The sequence below is a fragment of the Methanobrevibacter sp. genome (assembly GCF_017539065.1).
Lineage (GTDB): Archaea > Methanobacteriota > Methanobacteria > Methanobacteriales > Methanobacteriaceae > Methanocatella.
This window is the reverse complement of sequence record NZ_JAFYHP010000016.1, coordinates 62,568-83,473: the sequence shown is the minus strand read 5'-3', so window position 1 is coordinate 83,473 and position 20,906 is coordinate 62,568. Positions and strand designations below refer to the sequence as shown.

Here is a 20,906-nt window from a genome sequence, read left to right as displayed (position 1 = left end):
TTTTTGTGAGGTGTATATTTTTGGTTTCATTTCCGGGTGATACATTAATATCTGCTGCAATGGATACTATTTCACAAAGCCTGACAATACCGGTTCTAATAATTCTTTTGATAATAGTTGTTGCTTCACTGTTTCTTTTAGGTGAAATAATAGCTGAACATTTCAAAACTAAAAAGGTTAAGGTTTCAGAGATTTATGATTTGATTTTTAAAATCAGCAATGCAACTTCAATTGAGCATTTACAAGTCATTGTCAATCAGTCAAATATTCCTGATTTGCAAAAAAGGATTTTAACTAAAATTTCAGACACTCATTCAATGAAAAAGTCTTCACGTGAAGCGGCTGCAAGACGATTAGTTGAAATGGAAGAAGAACGCATTGACAAGAACCTGAACAAGACTGATATCATTACAAGAATCGGCCCGACACTGGGTTTGATGGGAACATTGATTCCAATGGGTCCGGGTCTTGCTGCTTTAGGTGCAGGTGATATCAACACTCTTGCAACTTCTCTGACATTGGCGTTTAACACTACAATTGTAGGTATCGGTTCAGGAGCACTGTGCTACGTTTTAGGTAAGATCAGAAAGTCCTGGTATGACAGATACCTTGCTGATTTGGATGCACTTTCTGATGCTGTACTTGATTATATGGATTGATGTGTTATGGTTCGAAGAAAAAGTGCAAGACATCAAAGAGTGGAAGAAGACCCTATGGCCGGTACTTCTAATTTAGTTGATGCGATGCTTGTAATTGCAGTAGGGTTTCTAGTCTTTGTTATTATTTCTTGGAATATGCAGGCGTTAGTGACTGATGATAATCCAATCCAGCAGGCTCAGCAGACTACTGAAATTGATCAGGGCACTCAGTTGGATGAGGTACCTGATACCAGTAACTCATCTGGTCAGGGTTACACTGAAATGGGTAAGGTGTATAAGGATCCGGTAACGGGAAAATTAATTATGGTTGAGGGAGGTTAGATGTTAACCTCTCGAATATTTATTTTTATGATTAATTATTTGCATGGTTAATCATATAACTTGTTTTTAATCAACTGTTTTTGTAATTATTTTAACATTATTTTTAAGCTGTAACTTTTTTTCATGGCTGATGTAGATAAAAGAATAATTTTCCCATAAATTTTATTTTTCAATTTAATTATTGTTAATATTCTTTAAAAAATTATTTTAAAACTATTTTACTAATATTTATTAAAATATAGTATTTAAATTCGTAATATATATTAATTATAGATTATTATTTTGTTTTATGTAATTTTGATTATTGATTGTATTTATTAAAATTAAAATTATATGTTGATTACAATTTTGTCATATTTTTGATAGAAATATTTATATATTTTTTAGTACAAAATAGTAAATACTAAAGGTGGATTATCATGAATGAAAAGGTAGGAAAAACTCTAAACGAATTAAGGAGGGAAAGCGGATATACGCAAGAACAAGTTTCTAGCTATTTGGGAATTACCCAAAGTAACCTTTCAAAAATAGAAAATGGTGAAAGAAACTTTAACATGACTTTACTTGATAAATTATGTTTATTATACAATTGTTCTCCCGAATATCTTTTAGGGGAAACAGATTCACATGAAAAATCAAGTATTGCATTTCGAAGTGAGGAAAAGGTTGACTTAAACGTAGTTGCAAAAATGAATGAAATTACAGGATATTTAAAATTACTAAGAAAACTGGATGGTGATGATTAAATATGAATAGCGTTGCATTAGCGGAAATGTTGAGACATGACTGGGGCGTTGAAAGCTTTGCTTCAATAAATATACGCTCTTTAGTCTATAACAACATAAGAAATTTAACAGTACTTTGGTTTCCAATGAAAACCAACATTAGCGGATGTTGCTCAAAAACAAAAGACGACAAAGTAATATTCATCAATACCAATCATAGCATTGGAAGGCAAAACTTCACACTGGCTCATGAATTATACCACTTGCTTTATGAGGATATTGAAGACTTTATCGTTTGTGGAATCAACAACAACAGCCAAAGCGAAATAAATGCAAATAACTTTGCATCAACTTTCTTGATGCCGGATAGTGCCCTATACTGGTTTAAAAATAAAAACCAAATTGAAGACTGGACACTCGAAGATGTAATAAAATGCGAACAGCATTATCAGGTCAGCCGTTCTACCATGCTTGTAAGACTTAAAAAAATGAATTGGATTAATCAAAACCAATTTGATGAATATGGGGCAGATGTAATACGTGAAGCTGATAGATTAGGTTACGATACTAGCCTTTACAAACCATCTCCAGAAAATCAGAAATACTCATCAATAGGTGAGCTAATACGCCTAACCGAAAAGGCATATGCGGATGAAAAGATAACCGGTGGAAAACGAAGGGAGATACTATTAAGGAGTTTTAGAAATGACATCATTCATAACTCAAATGAGGTGAATGACCTTGAATAAACCGGTTTTTTATGATACTGACTGTTTAGAATGTTTTTTATTTGTAGACGCAGGACATATTCTAGAAAAGTTATTCACTAAAATTGTCATTCCCGAACAAGTCTATGCAGAACTAATGGATAATAACACTCCACCAATCGTAAAAACAAATTTTAAAAAATTAAAAGATGGATTTGTAGAAACACGACAAATACAATTCATGTCCCCGGAATACACTACTTATAACTTAATTAAAAAAGGCTTTTGGAGTCAAACAGGTAAATGCTGCGGTGATGGTGAATCAGCAGCAATGGCATTGGCTCACCTGAATAATGGAATAGTAGCAAGCAACAATCTAAGTGATGTGGAAGAATATATTGATAGCTTGGATATTGAACTCATTACAAGTTCAATGATCCTATCCAAAGCAGTTGAAAAGGATATTGTCAGTGAAAATACTGCAAATGGATTATGGAAAGGAATGGTTAACGAAGGTATTGATTTACCTAAAAATTCTTTCATGGAATACCATGATGAGCTTTACGAAAGTGATTGTGAAAGATTTTTAAAAAGTGAATGATGAATCAATGTAATGTTGAAAGAGATGATGATAAGTTTGATATTAAATATGTTGATTATTGTAGGGGAGTAGAATAATGTTAATAAATAAAACTAGAATTAATAAATTAGAATCTCAATTCAAAAATCTAGATATAAAAGAAGGAGATAATCTAGTAGTTAGTGTATTAGATATAGGTAGATTTGATAATTTAAATAAAATAGGTTTTACAGAGAAATTAGAGTTAAATGAACAAGTTTTACCTGCTATTAATTCAGGATTAGGTAAAAGTTCATCTGTCAGCAGGCATAATTCAGAAGGATCTTATATTAAAAGACCCGACTGGGGTAAAGAAACAAAATATTATGAAAGAGAATTTACAAGACATGAATTGAGGGGTAGGTATAGAACCGAAGAAGTAACTGATATTTGTACATTTTCACGTGAAACAATATGTAGGGAATATATTGAACCTCCAAGTATTGAATTAAGAATAGTCGAAAAAGATGGTAATAAAATCATAATAGCGACTCAAGAATTCAGATACAAAAAAGATGATGAAATATTAAAACATACAATAAATTTATTTTTAGAGCTTTTTAAAGAATGTGAAGTATTAAAAGGAGATTTAAGCGAATTAACTGTACTATCAGACTTAAAAAACATTAAAAGATTAAACTGGGAAATCCTGCCTGAAGGAGAAATGCCATGGGAAAAATTAAAAGAACACATGGAGCCAGTTTTAAATCAAACAAAAAAGACTAAAAAACCAGCAGATGAACGTAGGTTAAAATATATTACTTCATTTAAGCCGATTTCTGGTTTTATAGGAAAATCAGGTTTTAATGGGTATGTCGGATTTGAGTTTAAAGACTTCACTATATTGGAGTCTTTACTTTATGGTAATGCAATATATGTCTTTAATAAAAATTGTATAGAATTAACTAAACTAACTAAAAAAGAAATATTGGATGATAATTTACATATTAAAAGAATAATTCATAAAGATGGTTGGGAAAAAGAAGTAAGGGATTTATTTGAAAATTAGGTTTCATCAAATTATTTTTTTTGATTATCCTACAATTTAATATGATATTGAATAGTAGCTATGGGAAAATGTTAAGTGTCAACTATTTGATAATTCCGATTTTAACTTGATTTCTAATAGCTACTTTTTGAAAATTCCAATTATTTGCATCATAAGGTGATGAAATCTTGAATCAAATGATGTATTTGAGGGTAAATTCATGAAAAAACATGACTCATGTTTCACGATAAGAGTATTGCTAACTAAATAATTAAAGGGTAATATCTACATTTGAGATTCATCTGACTTTGAATAGGGATATAAAAATTAAATTAGTTATAGTATAAATATTTAAACGTGTATTAAGTTCAATATATGATATTAATAATTTTACATTAGTAATTATAAAAACATGATGTAATTGGGTATTGGTAGGTTAAACAAAACATAATTCAGTATTGGTACTTCAAATCAGTGCGAAAACAATGTTTATGGATATATACAAGCTTTTATATTCATTTGTTGGGTGGAATTTTTTGGATATGGAACAAATCGGACTGGGTTCGAGAAAATATGGGCATTGAAATTGGAAAAGATGATGGAATTAATAATTAGTCTTTCAGTAATTTTCTTCTGCCGTGCCATATTAATTGCCGTTGTCTTTTTCTTAATAGTTTATATTCCTCATACATTTGCGCTGTAACGTATCCATATTGTCTTCGAAATTCATCTATTCTAACAATTGCAGATTGTACAATAGCTGGTTCGCCTTCATGCCAGCAGTAATATGGGTGGTGGCAGGCCACATCATTTTTAAATGCCAGTCCTGTTTTGCAGTTGTTGCAGTAATCCACAAACCACAATTCCTCTTCCCTTTCTCGCTTTTCCTTTTTGGCTTCGATTATTTGCTGTCTTATAGATTTCATAACACTAACTTCAAAGAATTTATAAAGACCATGAAAACTTTTCGCATGGTCTTTTCAATATGTATTTTTAAGGATTTAAACAGTTAAAGAAGGCTTCTTATAAACTTTCATATTTGAAAAGACTGTTTTTTTCAGGATGATGGGGACTTTTAAATGTCCTCCCTATTATTCTGAAATCATGGTCTTTTCAGTTTTTCAGCTAATTGTCAACCACCATCAAACCATGATGGATGCTTTAATTAACCAAAAAACGATTGTAAACCATTTTTGTGAAAAGACTTTTAAGAAAGTCTTTTCAAGTCTTCACAGCCATGGCGGTTTTTTCACTTCCGAATCAAAGTTCATAATGCTTAAATCCTCTACGAACTTATCTTCCATCATAATGTTTACAACCCATTCTCCAACCTCACGGCAGATGATTTGATGTATTGAATCATCAATTTGCTTTAAATCATCATTGATGTATGCAACTTCACTTTTGGTCAGGTTATATACGTTGGATTTTCCTGAATGATCTGTTATCTGAAGAAATCCATTATTTGCCAATTCATATATGTATTTCTTCACTGAGTCCTTGCTCAATCCAAGATTCTGGAGTGTGAAGTATTGGTTGGTTGTAATTCCCAGGCTCAATTCTTCCGGGTCAATTTCCATTATCCAGTCATCGATATTGTTTCTGATATCATTCAAGACCTCAACAGCCTTGGGCGAGATGTTTGCAGATATGCTTTCCTTATAGGGCTGCAGTATGCTCATGAATTGCTGCACATCTGAAAGATTGGTAAGGATCACCGTTTCACCGTCAATGTCATGGACTTCATGGTTATAGTAGTTCAGGGCAGTTATTGTTTTCAGTATGCCGTTGAACTTGTCAAAATCCCTTTTGTAGAAAGATGAATCCTTCAGGAAGTTGATGACAAAGTTAATATAAGGATTTATTATTACAATGTCTTTAAAGACTTCCTTAAGGTGCAGCAGCATATATGGCACTAACTCAACTTCCTTTTCATATTTCTTTAGGATTTTGTAGCTTTTTCCATGTGTGAATTCAAGTGCAGATTTTCTGAGATTGAATATTTTTTTGTTGTCCATTCTTGGTGTTATGAAGATGCTTCGGCTCATTTCCTGCTCATCGAAATTGTGGTTGGGCACAGTTGTGTAGGTCAGGCATGGCCTTCCCTTTAACTTCAATTCTCTGACTTCCCATCCGCCTTCACCGTCCGGAATGCTTAACGGTTTGTTTAGAAATCCGTCTGACTGCAGTTCCTTCATGAGATTTTTGGACTCCTCCATGAATTCATGGTCATTGCTTCCACCCATATCACCGTAATTGACAATCTTGCCGTCATAAAAATATTCATCTGTTTTGGCACGGTTAAAGAGTGCTGCTTCAGTGATTTTCTTTTCATTGACAATGTATTGTTTTGGAATCAGCATCAGTGCGGTTTCCTGTATGTGGGACTTGCCGCTGCTTGCCTCACCAAGACATATTACAGATACCGGATTTCCAAGAACAACTTGTCCTGCATATACGGTAAACGCATACATTATATTGTTCCTCTCACCTGCCGTAAACCATTCAACAAGACTTCCGATATAAATCAAAGGATAGACCAATGACTGCAATTTGGTGATAGCTTCCTTTAATTTAACACTATCCTTTTCTTGCTCGGCCTGTTTCTTTTCAGCTATTTCCTGTTCAATGACTGATACTTCATTTTCATAGTGAAGTTGCAGGAGCTGTTTCAATTCTGTGAACTTATTGTTGAATATGGCGGGTTCAATATCACCTTTTGGATTTATGAGCTGTTTGAATTGTCTTGCGACATTACTTCTGGAAGACAATGTAGCCGGAGATCTGTTTTCATATTCTCCAATCTTATTGCCATACTTGTTTTTGAATACGTAGGTAACCTTATCAATGTTTTTCCTATTGATAATGAGTGCTATTGTATCTTTTGTGGGTAATTCAGCTGCTTTACTCATTTTAAATTCTCACAAATTTCTTCAATTCTATCTAAAATTTCCCACATTCTATCCCACAGTTTCTTTGGGATTGCAACATACATTTTTCCATTTATTTCCTTTTTTCTCATGGTTTTTCTTCTCCTGTTTTTCCCTTCATGGGAGGATTATAAATTCGACAGTCTAAGCTCATGGGGGCAGGAAATTTTTAAAAAATAAATAGCATTGGCAAAATCAATTCTCCATCTTTTAGCCAATATTTAGAATAAGATAAGTTTCGCTTTTTTGGATTTGACAATCTTTATATATCCCTTAAAATAAACTAGTTATTGGGTTAAGTTTTGGAAAATATTAATTTTTAACATAGTTTCGCGACATGTCTAATTATTTTTATTTTTCTCACTGCCCATGGGATTATTCTAAAAATATCTTAATAACTCGTCATTCAATTAAGAATTTTTTTTATAATCCTTTTTTCATGATCTGATTTTTACTATTTCTTTTCTAGTATTTTACCTCTCTAAATTGATTTTCAGGCCTCACCAAAAAAAGTTGTTTTACCGTGAAAAGTTGATTTCACTTCGTAAAATTTACTTCAATGGTGGAGGCTAGTTGATAGTTTGTTAATTTGGATATATAAACATTTCTATTAGTATTTATTGTTAAACTGTTCATTTTTTTGAGAAAAAATTGTGTCCATAAGCCTTGTATTTTTCGAAATTTTGCTAAACATTAAAACATAAATTGTCTATAAAAAAAGTCAAATGTATAAATCGTAAATGCCTAGGTAAGCATTAAATTAATGTTTCAGACCTAATAGAGCTTTATTATCCGTTTTATTATATTGTTTATATAAATGAAATAATAATGTCAGCAAAGGCATTCCAAAAATTTTATCACTTGTAAAAAATAAATTGTTTAGTAGAGTTTTAGTGGTTCGAATCGATAAGTATCGGAACTTTTTTATAAGTTTTATACGAATTATTCGTATTCTTTTAGGGGTTCTTATTTAAATTAAGAGTTTTTAGTGATGGGGGCTTTTAATCATAGATGTTGATTAATTTATAGCCTCATTCGATTTTTTAGACATTATTGTCAGTAATGTCTTTAATTACTTCACCGGCAATTATCAATCCTGCAACGGATGGTACAAATGAAATGCTGCCTTTCACCTTATATTTTGAATCTTTTTGATTTATAGCACAATCGTTTGTGTTTATGGGTTGTTCCTTGGAATATACCACTTTTAGTTTTTCTATATTTCTCTTTCTGAAATCCTTTTTCATTATTCTGGCAAGCGGGCACACGGAGGTTTCATAAATATCCGCCACCTCAAACATTGTAGGGTCTAATTTGTTCCCGGTCCCCATTGATGAAATGACCGGAACGCCAATGGAATCGCATTTGCACACTATTGCAATCTTTGCCATTATCGTGTCCACACAATCGACAGCATATGACAGGTCTTCTGTAATGATATCAGTTTTTGAATCTTCCATGTAAAATTCCTTATAGATTTCAACGTTGGCATCCGGATTGATTTCTAGAATTCTTTCCTTCATTAAATCAACCTTATATTTGCCGATTGTTTTTGTTGTTGCAATTAATTGTCTGTTGATGTTGCTTTCATCTATCTTGTCAAAGTCCACTAGAATAAAGTTGCCTATTCCACTTCTGGCGAGTCCTTCACAAACAAAAGATCCTACACCTCCAAGGCCAAAAACGGCAACTTTGGCATCATTCAATTTTTTCATTCCATCATTTCCAATTAACATTTCTGTTCTTGAAAACTTCTCATTCATACCCCTCACCAAAAGATTTAATTTAATTTAATTTATTATATTATAACAATAAAAACTTAATGCAAAGGATTTCCATGATAATCGATACTCATTGTCATATTTATAATAGTGAAATGGAAAATGCAGAAGAAATAATAAACGAGGCTGCAAATAACGATATACATATAATATTGAACGGCACGGACCCCATAAGCAATAGGGAAGTGTTGGAATTGTCAAGCAAGTATGAAAATGTCCATGCCGCTTTGGGTTATTTTCATTCCTTTGCAGATGAGATAACCGATGAAGATATTATTTTATTGGATAATCAACTCAGTAATGATAAGGTGGTCGCAGTAGGCGAGATTGGCCTTGATTATTACCATACTAAAGACAACATGGATAAACAAAAGGAATTGTTTGAGAAAATGTTGAATCTTGCAGAAAAGCATGGCTTGCCTGTAATAGTGCATTCCAGAAAATCAATGCAGGACACATTTGACATATTGAAAAAGCATGACGTTGTCGGATCAATGCATTGCTATCAAGGGTCATCCGAAATGGCTAAAGAATTTGTTAAATTGGGTTTTTATATGGGAATAGGCGGACCAATTACTCACACCAACAATAAGAAAATAAGAAAAGTGGTAAAGGAAATAGACATTAATCACATGCTTGTGGAGACGGATTCGCCTTATTTAACTCCAGAGGAAAAGAGGGGAGAAAAAAACACACCACTTAACCTGAAATATATCATAAGAAAAATAGCTGACGAATTGGGTATGGGAGAAGATGAAGTTATTGAAATCACCACGGAAAATGCAAAAAAATTATTCAGAATATGATGTTTTAAATAGTCGTGTCAGTTTTGACAATAGTTAATATACGAACTATTTAATATGTCTTAAAACGAACAGTTCGTATTCTTTCCATCATCGGATATTGTATTTGTTTAATTTTTACTAATTTTTTTATAATTTTGAACAATTTTTAATTTATAGGTAACTTTATTAATCAACAATATTAAAGATTATTATATATAACATCATGGGGGATAGTATGAGTGAACAAAAACCAATACAGATATTTTCAAACTTAAATAAAAATGCCGGCGTAAATGTCGTAAAAAGTCCAGTAAAACTAACAATCCTTGAAATGTTAAGAGATACTGAAATGGAGTTTGATGAAATAGTTTCAAACACCGGCAAATCTAAATCTACAGTTTCTGTTCATTTAAAAAGTTTAAGAGAAAGTGGGATTATATCATATAGGCTTCATCCTGTAGATAATAGGAAAAAAATATTTTTTATTAATTCAAAATATTTGGGTTCAGTCAATATTTCAGAACCAAAACAAATTGAAGAAACACAGTCTGATTATCTCATTAAAAATTTAGTTGATAATGATGAGGAGTTCTCTACATTATTATTCCATACTTTAAAATCAATGCTTATTCAAGAAGGAGTAAATATTGATCCTATTTTACAATCAACTGGAAACAGCATTGGCAAATCTATTTTTGAAAAATTATATGATGATGATTTAGACATTTTCATGGAAAATATTGCTAATTTTTGGCAAAGAAAAGGATTAGGAAGACTAACCTTCAAAATAGGCCAAACAATTAAAGTAACTACCTACGATTGTTTCGAATGTAAATTTTTACCTAAAACAGGTAAACCGGCATGCTTTTTAGACACCGGAATATTTGAAGGCTTATTTACAGAATTCTTTAATCTTCCTGTTAGTGTTATTGAAACCCAATGTTACACAATGGGTGATGAAAAATGTGTTTTTGAGATTGAACCTAAACAGGTTAAATCATACTAATCATCACTAAATTTTATTATGGTTGTTGTAAGATAAGGTTTTTCATTAGAAAAGCCTTCAATTATCTTTTCATTTTCACGTGTGCAGTTTTGAACAGAATAAATTTCTTTAGGCCTATTTTTTTCTTCAATTGTTGCCTCTAAATCAGATGTATTTCTAGATGCTTTCATAAGTACAATGGAATCGCTGTATTCTAAAACTTCTCCTAATCTATCATCAATTTTAGGCACAACACTTAGAATATCGTTTTGCTCTACAAGCGCCTTATTTCTAGCGGCTGCACATGCGGTAAAGGATGTGATTCCAGGTATTGTTTCGATTTCATAGCGGTCAATCAATCTTTTTTGCACATAAGAGTAAGTACTAAAGATGGAAGGATCTCCAAGGGTGATGAATGCAACATCCCTTCCGGTATCAAGATACTGCGCAATCATTTCGGATGCTTCGGTCCATATTTTTTCAAGCTCCTCTTTATTTTCAATCATCGGAAAAATAGGTGCTACGAGCATCAATTTTTTATAATCTTCTCTTTCTTCAAGAATTGGTTTAACAATAGATAATGCAATACTTTCTTTTTCTTTGGAGGATTTTGGTGAAAATATTACAGGGACGCTTTTTAATGCTTTCACCGCTTTCAATGTTAATAGTTCTGTATCGCCAGGTCCCACACCAATTCCAAATAATTTTCCTTTTTCAGCCATATAATCACTTTAATGTTTTAAATATAATTTTGAAATATACTTGTCTACTAATTATTTATAGTATACATAACTAATATATTTTTAATGTCAAATTCGTTGTTTTGTCCAAATTGTGGAATGCTTAAAAGCAATTGTACCTGTGGAAGGTATAGTAAAAAGGAATCTAGCGGTCCTACTAATCTGTTTAGTTTTAATAAGCCTAGAACTTCATCAATTTTAGATGATGAGATTCCAGAAGTTTATTCCGTTGATGATTATCAGCAGGATGAGGGAACCGCAGCCTATCTGAAGGAAATTTATCCTCACATAGATGATGATATCATTGTCAATTTTCCTTTTAAAGAGCCTAGGCTAGGCCAATTGGACATTATTCAGGACATCAATGATGCAATCAAAAAAGGATATAAATATATTGTTTTGGAAGCCGGAACCGGGACCGGTAAATCAGCAATAGCAACAACTCTTGCAAAAATGTATGAATCTGCGTATATCTTAACCATGACCAAGCAATTGCAATCACAATATTCAAATGAGTTTAGTTTTCCATTAGTTAAAGGAAGAGGAAACTTTGCTTGCTTAAATGATAATCTTGAAACAACATGTGACATGGGTACATGTAAGACCACACCAACATCAAGTAAGTTTTTCTGCCCATATGGAGTTGCTAAAAATCCAACATTAGATGCGGAACTTGCTTTTGAAGATTCATTTGGTGGCGCTGTTTTTTATCAATCAGAAAATCATTGCCATTATTGGAATCAAAAATCCAATGCAATCAACTCCCCAATTACATTGATGAACTATGATTATGCAATCGTTGAGCTGAATTATGTAAAGCATTTCGGCACCCGTTCCCTATTGATTTTAGACGAGGCCCACAACATTGAAAATAAGCTAATGTCAACAATGGAAGTTACTTTATATAATAGGACACTTGAGAAAGACATTAATAAGATCATGTCAGATTCCATCCTGAAGGATGGTGAACTTGAAGATTGGATAATGGAAGTTGATGCGATTAGAGAAGCATATGAAGACATTGACCTAAAAGATGCCAGCAAAAATAAAGCTGACAGAATCAGATCAACAATCGGCAGGCTCAAGACCCTTAAAAACAATCTTGAAAAAGAACCTAAAAATTGGGTTATTGACACCGATGACACCAGCGTAGTGTTCAAGCCGTTGAGGGTTCATCATTATGCTAAGAATAATTTACTGAAATATGGGGATGTTGTGTTATTCATGAGTGCGACAATCCTTTCCCATAAGATGTTTTCCCAATGGTTAGGTCTCAACCCGAATGAAGTTTATCACATTAAGGTCGACAGTCCATTTACAAAAGAGAAAAGGCCGATAATCCTTAATCTTGCAGGCAAAATGTCAGCAAACAGAATTAAAAAAACAGCTCCAAAAACAATTCCAATCCTGCAGGAAATCCTAAAAAAACATGAAGGGGATAAAGGATTAATTCATACTCACAGTTATAAATGCCAACAATTCATTACTAATAACTTGAACAATTCAAGATTAGTATCCCATAACTCTAAAAATAGGGAACAAGTTCTTAATTTCTTTGAAAAAGATGAAAATCCATTAGTGCTTGTGTCTCCATCAATGAGCGAAGGTGTTGATTTACCTTATGATAAATGTAGGTTTCAAATCATCTATAAAATACCATTCCCATATCTTGGAGATAAACAAGTCAACATGAGAATGAAAAGGGATAAAAAATGGTATGCTTATAAGACCGTCATGACTTTAATGCAGGCATATGGCCGTGGAATGAGAGCAGAAGATGATTCATGTTATACTTACATTATTGACAGTGATATTAACATGTTATTTAAAAGTCCTATGTATAGGTCATTAATACCTGAATTTTTCAAAGAGGCAGTTGTCAGAGTTAAAAAATAAGCGGACCTGGAGGGATTTGAACCCCCGACCTCAGGATCCGAAGTCCTGCGTCATTCCTAACTAGACCACAGGCCCATAAATAAAATTAAATTATATCTATTCTTCTTCTTTATCTTCTGAATCAATAGAGATAATAGGTAACTCCTCTAAATCTTCCACTTCAGCAAAAATATCATCAATAGATTCACTATCAAGAATTACTTGGTCATGTTCCATTTCTTCAATTTCTTCAGTAGTCAAACCTTTTTTTTCAGGTGGCTTTTCTTTTGCAGGCGGAATGTCATCAAGATTTTCTTCAATTTTTGCTTTCTTTTTAGAATCAGTAGGTTTTTTAAGGGCTTTCCTTATTTCTTCCATATCAAATTCACCTATCTTGTAGGCGTCTTTATCTAATGGAATTTCGCTTTTCGGTATAACTTTCGGGGATGGTTTTTCAGTTTTCTTTTTTGGTGTTTTAGGTTGGTCGTCATCTTCGTCTTCAATTGAATCTGCCTTATTTATCAGATTATCAATTGGATTTTTAATATTTAGCAACTTATATAATCCGAAGAATATGAGCAATGCACCAATTGCAAGAAATATAATAAATACAAAACTAGTCTCTCCTGCAACAACATTATCAATAACTCTATCGGCACGACGGAAAGTAAAGATAAATAGTGAAATTGCTATTAAAATAATACCTAGAACAGTACTTACAATAGCTAAAATAGGTTTTCCACCAATTTGCGCATTAATAAAACTATCAAAGTTTTCACTTATATCTCCAACAATATCTTCCTCAAATTCTTCTGTTTCGTCTTCTTCTTCGTTTTCAGTTTCTTTAACCTTTGGAGTTTTTATGATGAATCCTTCATCAATTTGTTTATCTTCTTCTTCTAAATCAACGGCACCACTATCTTCTTCGCCAGGGCGATAAATGAATTCTTCATCAATTTCTAATTCTGTAAATTCACCAGAATCTTCATTAAGGTAATTGATTAACTCATCATCTTCAGGAATTTCATCATCTAATCTGATTTCTTCACTTTCTTTGATATTGTTAATCATTTCTTTTAAATTAGAAATTCTGTGCTCTTTTTCTTTAGAATTTTTCATAAGTAAACCTCTTAGTCATATGCTCTCCAAGTATGTTTACATTTTGTGCATGTAAATATTCTTGTAGGAGCTTCATCTGCACTTCGAGTTTGTAATAATTTATAAACTGCTTTATCATGTCCGCATTCAGGACAAGTTTCGGTTGTTGTTGGAAGCACATCCACATCTTCACCAACCATTTTAACAGTTTCTTTAGCTTTAATTTCTTCAGAAACTTCATATGAATTATTATCTTCTAATTCATCAGAATATCCGCAGGTATTGCATTTTAAAATGCCTCCGCTCGGAAACATCATTGCTCCACATTTAGGACAAAATTCCATATTTATCTCCTTTTTATTCTTAATATATAGAATAACTTATTTAAATATAATCTATTTTTTTGCTTTTTCTAAACAGTCTTTTATTATTATTGCATGGTCAAAAGCAATTTCATCTTTATTTAGTTCATTGATTTGAAAAATACCAATTTCTTTTGCATCACTATCTGCTTTTTTTGTTGCTAAATCTCCTTTAGCAGTATATGCAACGGTTACAGTGTGGCCTCTTGGGTCTCTATCTGGGGCCGAATAAACATTAACTAACTCTTTGAGTTCAACATCAATGCTTGTTTCTTCTTTTGCTTCTCTTATTGCTGCAGTTTCTACACTTTCACCATATTCAACAAATCCTCCAGGTAATGCCCAGCAATCTTTAAATGGTTCATTCTTTCTTTTTATCAAAATAAAATTGAAATCATCATCATAAATAAAAATATCGCAGGTAAGTGAAGGATTTTTATATTTTACCATCAAATCACATAAAAATAAAATTTTTGAAGCTATAAAGCTTCGTCAATAAGTTTTTTAAGTTCAGAACTTTCTTTTTGGAGTTCTGCAGCTGCTTTTTTTAATGCATTTCTTGGTCTTTTTCCTCTTTTTGTTTTGATAGTCATTTCTGGTTTTCCTGTAAGAGGGTGATCGATATTGTAAACAGCATATTCAACATCCGGATCTTGCATCAAGATATGTCTTAAAGCATTACAAACTCCATGGCTTTCATCTTTTACAACAAAAGTGAGTTCTAAAGTTTTATCCTCAATAATTTCAAAATTTTCCATTTTATCAACCTTAATTAATCATTAACATAGTTTTTAGAGACTTTACGTCTTTCTTTTTTATTACAAGTATTGCACTGAAGTTCATTTTCTTTTTGTGTAGTATGCATGTAATCTCTACAACGGGTACACATTGCTTTTAGGACTCCACAATCATCATCCACAGTTCCTAAATCAACATTATCTCCAGTTATTTTAACTACTTTGGCTTGAATAATGTCTCCAATTCTAAAAGCATCTGATAATTTTTCTAAATAATCTTTATTTGCTTGTGAAATGTGAATAGCCCCCATATAAGGTAAAGCTAATGGTCTGCCATTATCTTTCATACAATCAATTTTAACATTAGCTCTTTGAGGTTTAATATCGGTTATTTGACCATAAACAATATCTCCCACTTTTAAAAGAGCAGGTTTAGCATCTGACACAACAGAAATAACCTTCTTTTTTTGATTAATTTTAACATTTCCAAGTACTGCTGATTTAATGTCGCCATTGTCATCATAAGTACCGTCTCCTGGTAAATATTGCTCTATAATTCCTAATTTATCTCCAGGCATTACAATTTTTTCATTTTCTATACTCATATTAAAATCACCAAAAATATCAAAATTTCTTTAATATTATAATTATATTGATGTTTATATTTAAAACTATTTGTAACGCTCATGGAACAAAATTTCATCTAATTGATAGTTTTCCCATTCACGTTTGTTCAATACAATTTCTAATTCCTGTGGTGTTAATAAAGGTTTTTTATACATTTGAGAATCATCAATAGCTATTCTAGGACATGCGCTAACGACAAAAGCATCTAATTCCAGGTAAGGAAGCAATGCATCAGGTGAGACATTATCCACCAAAATAATGTAGCTTTCCATTTTTGCATCTTCAAGGGTTTTTTTAATCTCTTTTGCAAGCATCATGCGGTATTGCCCTTCTTTGGACGATACTAAAATCCCCCATTTTTTTGCACTTCTTGCTTTTGTAATTCTTGCAAAGCGTATTCTTAAAATTCTATCTGCGAACTCATCCATGTTTCTAATTTCTGAGTTATACGGGTCGAGAGCCAGTACGGGGGTATTTGAAAATAGTTTGATTCCTAATGGATGGAAGTTTCCGCTGCCGATAAACAGTATGACATCAACTTCCAGGTCTTTAATGGATGAGAAGTTACAGCCCAAAACCTGTCCCTTACGGGTTGATGGGGAGGAACCTAGGATAACTTCTTTACCGTTGTCTTCCAGGAAATCTTTTGTTTCATTTAAAAGATGGAGGTGTTGTGTTGTAGTAACCAGTCCGATCCTTGATGAGTCCTTTAATTCTTCCAGGCATTTTTCAAGATCTTTTTTAATGTCAATGTTTGAGTATGCTTCAATGAATAATGTGGGTACTTCATATTTTAGTGGGAGTGGGGTGTGGCCATAATGAACAATCAAATCCACTGAGCCTTTCATTTTCCAATCGCTAACGTCACAGGCTCCAAAACAAGGGTCTCCTGAGATAATGACGATTGCATCAGTTTCTTGTTCAATGGCTTTAGCTATTTTTGTCGCTTGTGTTTTTAAACCTTCTGGAAATTGCAGTCCTACGGTTTTTGCATCTATTGAGTTTATTTTACGGATTACTTTGTCCAAATCCATATTATACATTGACATTTTAATCTTCAATTGTGCTTTCAATAACTACTTTACCATCAATCACATCTAATTTAACAATAGATAAGACATCTATACCAGTTTCTTTTTTAACAATTTCTTTACCGTCGCCTTTATCAATGATGGCCACTACGGATTTTAAATCTAAACCCATGTCCTCTAAGGTTTTAATTAATGCTACTAATGTTCCGCCTGTACTTACAACGTCATCGATGAGCAAAATTTTTTCACCTTCATGCAAATCATTGACATAAAGGTTTGATGACCCGTAACCGGTTTTTTGATAAACTTCTGTTTCGCCAGGCAGGCCGTATTGTCTTTTACGAATCACTACAAAAGGAATATCTGTTGCAAGGGAGAGTGCAGTTGCCAGATGTATTCCCATTGCTTCAACAGCTACAATTTTATCAATATTTAAATTTGCATACTTATGAACAGCAAGCGCTAATTCTCTAAGTAGCAACGGGTCCATTGCCGGAACACCATCACTGATAGGATTTACAAAGTAATTATAATCTCCTTTTTTAACAACTGGGGACGCTTCCAATGATTTTATTACTTCTTCTAACATAGTACTCACACGAAAATTATTAAAACTTGTTAAATATAAATATATCTTAATATAATAATTAAGTTTTCTAATGAAGTGATTTATATGCTTGGAAATTTAGGTGAAAATCTTACTAATACTATGAAAAAATTAGTAGGAATGTCTGTAATTGATAAAAAGACAATCAAGGAAGTTGTAAAAGACATACAACGTGCTTTAATTCAATCTGACGTTAATATTAAATTAGTTTTAGATTTATCAAAAAAAATAGAGTCCCGTGCTCTTGAGGAAGAGCCTCCTAAGGGTATCACTCCTAGGGAGCATGTAATAACAATCATCTATGAAGAGATGGTTAATCTTTTAGGCAGTGAAACCGTTCCCCTTGAAATCAACGAAAGGCCTTTTAAAATCTTATTCTTGGGTCTTCAGGGTTCAGGTAAAACTACCACAATTGGTAAATTATGCAGATATTTACAGAAAAAAGGGTTCAATCCGGCTGTAGTATGTACAGACACATGGAGGCCAGCTGCTTATGAACAATTAAGACAATTGACTGAAGAAATGGATGTGCCATTGTATGGTGACCCTAACAATAAAGACGCACTTGATTTAGCTGAAAAAGGTTTGAAAGAATTTAAAAATAGGAAAGTCATTATTTTCGATACTGCAGGAAGGCACAAGGATGAAACCGACCTGATTGCTGAGATGGACCAATTGGATGACATCATCAATCCGAATGAAGCTATTCTAGTAATTGACGGAACTATCGGTCAGCAAGCAGGTGAACAAGCAAAAGCATTTTCACAGGCAACCGACATCGGTTCAATCATTATTACAAAGTTGGACGGTTCAGCAAAAGGAGGAGGAGCTATGTCAGCGGTAGCTGAAACAGGAGCTCCAATCAAATTCATCGGTACCGGTGAGCGAGTAGATGACTTTGAAGTCTTTGACCCAGAAAGGTTCATTTCAAGATTGCTTGGAATGGGAGACATCAAATCCCTCATTGAAAAGGCAGAGGAAAACATTGATGAAGACATTGCAGAAAAAACCATGAACAACATGTTGAGCGGTAAGTTCACATTGATGGACATGAAAAACCAGTTTGAAATGATGAACAGTATGGGTCCAATGCAGCAGGTCTTAAACATGATTCCGGGTATGGGAAATAAGATTACAAAAGAAGCATCTAAAATGACAGAAGATAAATTGACATCTTATAAAGTCATGATGTCCTCAATGACCGAAGAGGAAATGCTGAACCCGAAAATCATAAAGCAATCCCGCATTAGAAGAATTGCACGCGGATCAGGTGTCGATGAAAGTGAAGTTAGGGAATTGTTGAAATATTATAACAATACCAAAAAGACAATGAAAGGAATTGGAAAACGTGGTGGCCGTCTTAGAGGCGGGTCCATGAATCGTATGATGGGCCAATTTATGCAAAGATAATATGAAATTAGCTGAAGACATTTTAAAGGAAACCAACGGTAAAATCTGCAAGCATTGTCTTGGACGCAAATTATCTAAAACGATTGAAGGCACCAATAACATTGAGCGCGCCGATAAGGTATGCGATGAACTGGACATCGATTTGGATAATGTCGATTGTGTAATCTGCGATAATCTATTCAATAAATTGGATGAAGAGTTATACAAAAAAATCGATGATAAAATCAACCAATTGGGAATAGAATTTGAAACATTTCTTGTAGGAAGTCAAATAGATAAAGATATTCAAAAAAGAGATGAGGAATTATCTGAAAAATTTGACTTAAGTGTTGAGACTATAAAAAAAGAAGTTAATAGACTGATAGGCCTTGGAATTTGGCAGAGATATGATAAAGAAGCCGAATTTGAAAGACAAGATATAGTTTTCAACGTAGATTTAATAGATGAACCTAAAGTTAGAATTCAAATTAATCCGTTGTATATTGAAGGAAAATATAATAAATATAAACGAGGAATTCCTCAAACCAAATGGCCATGCACTAAATGCAAAGGAAGAGGTTGTGAAGAATGCAATTTTACAGGAAAACAATATCCTGAATCAGTAGAAGAGTTAATCTCCGAGCATTTTTTAAAATTAACCAAAGGGCGTGAAGCCAAATTCCACGGTGCTGGAAGAGAAGACATTGACGTATTGATGCTTGGTTCCGGAAGACCGTTTGTGCTTGAAATTAAAGAGCCAAAAATTAGAAATCTTGACTTGGCAAAACTTGAAAAAGAAATCAATGAAATCAATGAGGGCAAAACCGCTTATCATAATCTGCGTCTTTGTGAAAGACCTAGAAAAGCTGAAATAAAACAATCCTCTCCAGATACTTATAAAGTCTATAATGCAGTTGTAAAGTGTGACGAAGCTTTTAATGAGGAAAAATTGGAGGAGTTGACCAAATTAAATGAAATCAATCAGCAAACTCCATTAAGAGTTTTAAGACGCCGTACTGATATGATTCGTGTTAAGCATGTACTTGACCTGTCCTATGAAATTATAGACGATAAAACATTTAGTATGAAAATTAAAACCGAAGGTGGCCTTTACATTAAGGAATTGATTTCCGGTGATGAGGGAAGAAGCAATCCTAATGTAAGTGAAATTTTGGGCGTTAATGCAATTTGTGAGCAATTAGATGTAATTGAAGTAAGTGAGAAGTGATAATATGGCAGATGAGTTTACACATTTGACAGATAGTGGAGTGCACATGGTTGAAGTAGGTGGAAAACCAGATCAAAAAAGAAGAGCAATAGCTAGTGGAAGTATATTTTTAGATAAAAATACAATTAATTTAATTCAAAATGAAGAAATTAAAAAAGGAAATGTACTAACAACAGCTCAGATTGCAGGAATTCAGGCTGTTAAAAATACTTCTTCAATAATACCGCTTTGCCATCCATTAGCTTTAACCGGAATCGAACTTGATTTCGATGTTAAGGAGGATGAGATTATTGCAAAATGTGCAGTTAATACATTAGGTAAAACTGGTGTTGAAATGGAAGCAATCACTGGCGTAAGCGTTGCATTGCTTACTGTATGGGATATGGTGAAGGCTGTTGAAAAAGATGAAGACGGTCAGTACCCAGATACTCGAATAAGCGATATTAAAGTTATTAAAAAGGAAAAAATTTAAACTTTATATATGATGAAAATAATAAGTATATTCATTATTTTTATAAATTAATATTATAGGAGATTATCATGGCGAAAAAAGATAATAAAATTTCTATGCCTCAAACTGGTGCAGGTTTAGTAAGATACTTTGATGAAGAAAGTTTAGGTCCAAAACTTTCACCTGAGCACGTTATCGTTGCTACTATTATTTTAGCGATACTTTGTTTTGTTTTAAGATATTCTGCTTAAGAATATTCTT

At 32.9% G+C, this 20,906-nt stretch carries 24 protein-coding genes and 1 tRNA gene; 13 read left to right on the top strand and 12 right to left on the bottom strand.

From position 1 onward, the window contains the following. Positions 1-20 precede the first annotated feature (20 nt). From IKS50_RS04540 to IKS50_RS04515, 6 genes are all read left to right on the top strand, one after another. The gene (locus IKS50_RS04540; protein ID WP_394357521.1) at positions 21-659 is read left to right on the top strand and encodes a MotA/TolQ/ExbB proton channel family protein; all 639 of its coding nucleotides are present in this window, start codon (positions 21-23) and stop codon (positions 657-659) included. Positions 660-665: 6 nt separating this feature from the next. Continuing rightward, entirely contained in the window at positions 666-980 is a 315-nt protein-coding gene (locus tag IKS50_RS04535) for a DUF2149 domain-containing protein (protein WP_292846027.1), read from the top strand. 419 nt (positions 981-1,399) lie between these two features. Further along, complete coding sequence (locus IKS50_RS04530) at positions 1,400-1,726, top strand: helix-turn-helix domain-containing protein (protein WP_292846024.1); 327 nt, start codon at positions 1,400-1,402, stop codon at positions 1,724-1,726. 2 nt (positions 1,727-1,728) lie between these two features. Further along, positions 1,729-2,454: an ImmA/IrrE family metallo-endopeptidase gene (locus IKS50_RS04525; RefSeq protein WP_292846021.1), complete on the top strand. Its 726-nt coding sequence runs from the start codon at positions 1,729-1,731 to the stop codon at positions 2,452-2,454. After that, positions 2,447-3,013 (top strand): hypothetical protein, encoded by a 567-nt coding sequence (locus IKS50_RS04520; protein ID WP_366664922.1) that lies wholly within the window; start codon positions 2,447-2,449, stop codon positions 3,011-3,013. The genes IKS50_RS04525 and IKS50_RS04520 overlap by 8 nt, the downstream gene beginning before the upstream one ends. Positions 3,014-3,089: 76 nt before the next feature. Next, positions 3,090-4,040, top strand: a complete 951-nt coding sequence (locus IKS50_RS04515) for a hypothetical protein (protein WP_292846015.1) — start codon at positions 3,090-3,092, stop codon at positions 4,038-4,040. 590 nt (positions 4,041-4,630) lie between these two features. On the opposite strand, the gene IKS50_RS04510 is transcribed toward IKS50_RS04515, so the two are convergent. The 3 genes from IKS50_RS04510 to IKS50_RS04500 form a co-directional block, all read right to left on the bottom strand. Beyond that, positions 4,631-4,945, bottom strand: a complete 315-nt coding sequence (locus IKS50_RS04510; RefSeq protein ID WP_292846012.1) for a hypothetical protein — start codon at positions 4,943-4,945, stop codon at positions 4,631-4,633. A 303-nt stretch (positions 4,946-5,248) separates the two neighbouring features. Continuing rightward, positions 5,249-6,931 (bottom strand): hypothetical protein, encoded by a 1,683-nt coding sequence (locus IKS50_RS04505; protein WP_292846009.1) that lies wholly within the window; start codon positions 6,929-6,931, stop codon positions 5,249-5,251. 1,061 nt (positions 6,932-7,992) lie between these two features. Continuing rightward, complete coding sequence (locus IKS50_RS04500) at positions 7,993-8,712, bottom strand: tRNA threonylcarbamoyladenosine dehydratase (RefSeq protein ID WP_292846006.1); 720 nt, start codon at positions 8,710-8,712, stop codon at positions 7,993-7,995. A gap of 74 nt (positions 8,713-8,786) precedes the next feature. Between IKS50_RS04500 and IKS50_RS04495 the strand changes: the two genes are divergently transcribed. Together IKS50_RS04495 and IKS50_RS04490 are read left to right on the top strand one after the other, a co-directional pair. Then, positions 8,787-9,536 (top strand): TatD family hydrolase, encoded by a 750-nt coding sequence (locus tag IKS50_RS04495; protein WP_292846003.1) that lies wholly within the window; start codon positions 8,787-8,789, stop codon positions 9,534-9,536. A gap of 214 nt (positions 9,537-9,750) precedes the next feature. After that, entirely contained in the window at positions 9,751-10,521 is a 771-nt protein-coding gene (locus tag IKS50_RS04490; RefSeq protein WP_292846000.1) for a V4R domain-containing protein, read from the top strand. Here IKS50_RS04490 and cobI read toward each other — a convergent pair. Continuing rightward, positions 10,518-11,222: a precorrin-2 C(20)-methyltransferase gene (gene cobI, locus IKS50_RS04485; protein WP_292845997.1), complete on the bottom strand. Its 705-nt coding sequence runs from the start codon at positions 11,220-11,222 to the stop codon at positions 10,518-10,520. The two genes, IKS50_RS04490 and cobI, sit on opposite strands and share 4 nt — an antisense overlap. Before the next feature lie 84 nt (positions 11,223-11,306). Between cobI and IKS50_RS04480 the strand changes: the two genes are divergently transcribed. Beyond that, on the top strand, positions 11,307-13,136 hold the full coding sequence (locus IKS50_RS04480) for a helicase C-terminal domain-containing protein (RefSeq protein WP_292845994.1): 1,830 nt from the start codon (positions 11,307-11,309) through the stop codon (positions 13,134-13,136). A gap of 1 nt (position 13,137) precedes the next feature. Here the strand turns inward: IKS50_RS04480 and IKS50_RS04475 are convergent. The 8 genes from IKS50_RS04475 to hpt all read right to left on the bottom strand — a co-directional run bounded on the left by IKS50_RS04475 (position 13,138) and on the right by hpt (position 17,559). Further along, positions 13,138-13,211: transfer RNA gene (locus IKS50_RS04475), tRNA-Arg, on the bottom strand. A gap of 21 nt (positions 13,212-13,232) precedes the next feature. Beyond that, positions 13,233-14,234 carry a topoisomerase IV gene (locus tag IKS50_RS04470; RefSeq protein WP_292845992.1) on the bottom strand — a complete coding sequence of 334 codons (1,002 nt, stop codon included), beginning with the start codon at positions 14,232-14,234 and terminating at the stop codon, positions 13,233-13,235. A gap of 11 nt (positions 14,235-14,245) precedes the next feature. Beyond that, positions 14,246-14,557, bottom strand: coding sequence for a transcription factor S (locus IKS50_RS04465; protein WP_292845989.1), 312 nt, complete (start codon positions 14,555-14,557; stop codon positions 14,246-14,248). A gap of 51 nt (positions 14,558-14,608) precedes the next feature. Next, a complete protein-coding gene (locus tag IKS50_RS04460) occupies positions 14,609-15,025 on the bottom strand; it encodes an NUDIX hydrolase (RefSeq protein WP_292845986.1) in 417 nt (138 codons plus the stop codon). A 29-nt stretch (positions 15,026-15,054) separates the two neighbouring features. Further along, complete coding sequence (locus IKS50_RS04455) at positions 15,055-15,333, bottom strand: DNA-directed RNA polymerase subunit L (RefSeq protein WP_292845983.1); 279 nt, start codon at positions 15,331-15,333, stop codon at positions 15,055-15,057. Between the two features lie 14 nt (positions 15,334-15,347). Next, a complete protein-coding gene (locus IKS50_RS04450) occupies positions 15,348-15,917 on the bottom strand; it encodes an exosome complex RNA-binding protein Csl4 (protein WP_292845980.1) in 570 nt (189 codons plus the stop codon). Positions 15,918-15,983: 66 nt separating this feature from the next. After that, positions 15,984-16,988: a diphthamide biosynthesis enzyme Dph2 gene (gene dph2, locus IKS50_RS04445; RefSeq protein ID WP_292845977.1), complete on the bottom strand. Its 1,005-nt coding sequence runs from the start codon at positions 16,986-16,988 to the stop codon at positions 15,984-15,986. A 1-nt stretch (position 16,989) separates the two neighbouring features. After that, on the bottom strand, positions 16,990-17,559 hold the full coding sequence (hpt, locus tag IKS50_RS04440; RefSeq protein WP_292845974.1) for a hypoxanthine/guanine phosphoribosyltransferase: 570 nt from the start codon (positions 17,557-17,559) through the stop codon (positions 16,990-16,992). A gap of 78 nt (positions 17,560-17,637) precedes the next feature. Here hpt and IKS50_RS04435 point away from each other — a divergent pair, with 78 nt between their 5' ends. The 4 genes from IKS50_RS04435 (at position 17,638) to IKS50_RS04420 (ending at position 20,896) form a co-directional block, all read left to right on the top strand. Further along, a complete protein-coding gene (locus IKS50_RS04435) occupies positions 17,638-18,987 on the top strand; it encodes a signal recognition particle protein Srp54 (protein ID WP_292846303.1) in 1,350 nt (449 codons plus the stop codon). A 1-nt stretch (position 18,988) separates the two neighbouring features. Continuing rightward, positions 18,989-20,194 (top strand): tRNA pseudouridine(54/55) synthase Pus10, encoded by a 1,206-nt coding sequence (locus tag IKS50_RS04430; RefSeq protein ID WP_292845971.1) that lies wholly within the window; start codon positions 18,989-18,991, stop codon positions 20,192-20,194. Between the two features lie 4 nt (positions 20,195-20,198). Further along, on the top strand, positions 20,199-20,666 hold the full coding sequence (gene moaC, locus IKS50_RS04425; RefSeq protein ID WP_292845968.1) for a cyclic pyranopterin monophosphate synthase MoaC: 468 nt from the start codon (positions 20,199-20,201) through the stop codon (positions 20,664-20,666). Between the two features lie 68 nt (positions 20,667-20,734). Then, entirely contained in the window at positions 20,735-20,896 is a 162-nt protein-coding gene (locus tag IKS50_RS04420; RefSeq protein WP_116592850.1) for a preprotein translocase subunit Sec61beta, read from the top strand. Positions 20,897-20,906: the final 10 nt, after the last annotated feature.

Excerpts from the sequence above, each read along its gene's own strand:
- IKS50_RS04535 (WP_292846027.1), top strand. The coding sequence starts at position 666 with ATGGTTCGAAGAAAAAGTGCAAGACATCAAAGAGTGGAAGAAGACCCT.
- IKS50_RS04530 (WP_292846024.1), top strand. The coding sequence starts at position 1,400 with ATGAATGAAAAGGTAGGAAAAACTCTAAACGAATTAAGGAGGGAAAGC.
- IKS50_RS04525 (WP_292846021.1), top strand. The coding sequence starts at position 1,729 with ATGAATAGCGTTGCATTAGCGGAAATGTTGAGACATGACTGGGGCGTT.
- IKS50_RS04515 (WP_292846015.1), top strand. The coding sequence starts at position 3,090 with ATGTTAATAAATAAAACTAGAATTAATAAATTAGAATCTCAATTCAAA.
- IKS50_RS04510 (WP_292846012.1), bottom strand. The coding sequence starts at position 4,945 with ATGAAATCTATAAGACAGCAAATAATCGAAGCCAAAAAGGAAAAGCGA.
- IKS50_RS04505 (WP_292846009.1), bottom strand. The coding sequence starts at position 6,931 with ATGAGTAAAGCAGCTGAATTACCCACAAAAGATACAATAGCACTCATT.
- IKS50_RS04500 (WP_292846006.1), bottom strand. The coding sequence starts at position 8,712 with ATGAATGAGAAGTTTTCAAGAACAGAAATGTTAATTGGAAATGATGGA.
- IKS50_RS04495 (WP_292846003.1), top strand. The coding sequence starts at position 8,787 with ATGATAATCGATACTCATTGTCATATTTATAATAGTGAAATGGAAAAT.
- IKS50_RS04490 (WP_292846000.1), top strand. The coding sequence starts at position 9,751 with ATGAGTGAACAAAAACCAATACAGATATTTTCAAACTTAAATAAAAAT.
- cobI (WP_292845997.1), bottom strand. The coding sequence starts at position 11,222 with ATGGCTGAAAAAGGAAAATTATTTGGAATTGGTGTGGGACCTGGCGAT.
- IKS50_RS04480 (WP_292845994.1), top strand. The coding sequence starts at position 11,307 with ATGTCAAATTCGTTGTTTTGTCCAAATTGTGGAATGCTTAAAAGCAAT.
- IKS50_RS04470 (WP_292845992.1), bottom strand. The coding sequence starts at position 14,234 with ATGAAAAATTCTAAAGAAAAAGAGCACAGAATTTCTAATTTAAAAGAA.
- IKS50_RS04465 (WP_292845989.1), bottom strand. The coding sequence starts at position 14,557 with ATGGAATTTTGTCCTAAATGTGGAGCAATGATGTTTCCGAGCGGAGGC.
- IKS50_RS04460 (WP_292845986.1), bottom strand. The coding sequence starts at position 15,025 with ATGGTAAAATATAAAAATCCTTCACTTACCTGCGATATTTTTATTTAT.
- IKS50_RS04455 (WP_292845983.1), bottom strand. The coding sequence starts at position 15,333 with ATGGAAAATTTTGAAATTATTGAGGATAAAACTTTAGAACTCACTTTT.
- IKS50_RS04450 (WP_292845980.1), bottom strand. The coding sequence starts at position 15,917 with ATGAGTATAGAAAATGAAAAAATTGTAATGCCTGGAGATAAATTAGGA.
- dph2 (WP_292845977.1), bottom strand. The coding sequence starts at position 16,988 with ATGTCAATGTATAATATGGATTTGGACAAAGTAATCCGTAAAATAAAC.
- hpt (WP_292845974.1), bottom strand. The coding sequence starts at position 17,559 with ATGTTAGAAGAAGTAATAAAATCATTGGAAGCGTCCCCAGTTGTTAAA.
- IKS50_RS04430 (WP_292845971.1), top strand. The coding sequence starts at position 18,989 with ATGAAATTAGCTGAAGACATTTTAAAGGAAACCAACGGTAAAATCTGC.
- moaC (WP_292845968.1), top strand. The coding sequence starts at position 20,199 with ATGGCAGATGAGTTTACACATTTGACAGATAGTGGAGTGCACATGGTT.
- IKS50_RS04420 (WP_116592850.1), top strand. The coding sequence starts at position 20,735 with ATGGCGAAAAAAGATAATAAAATTTCTATGCCTCAAACTGGTGCAGGT.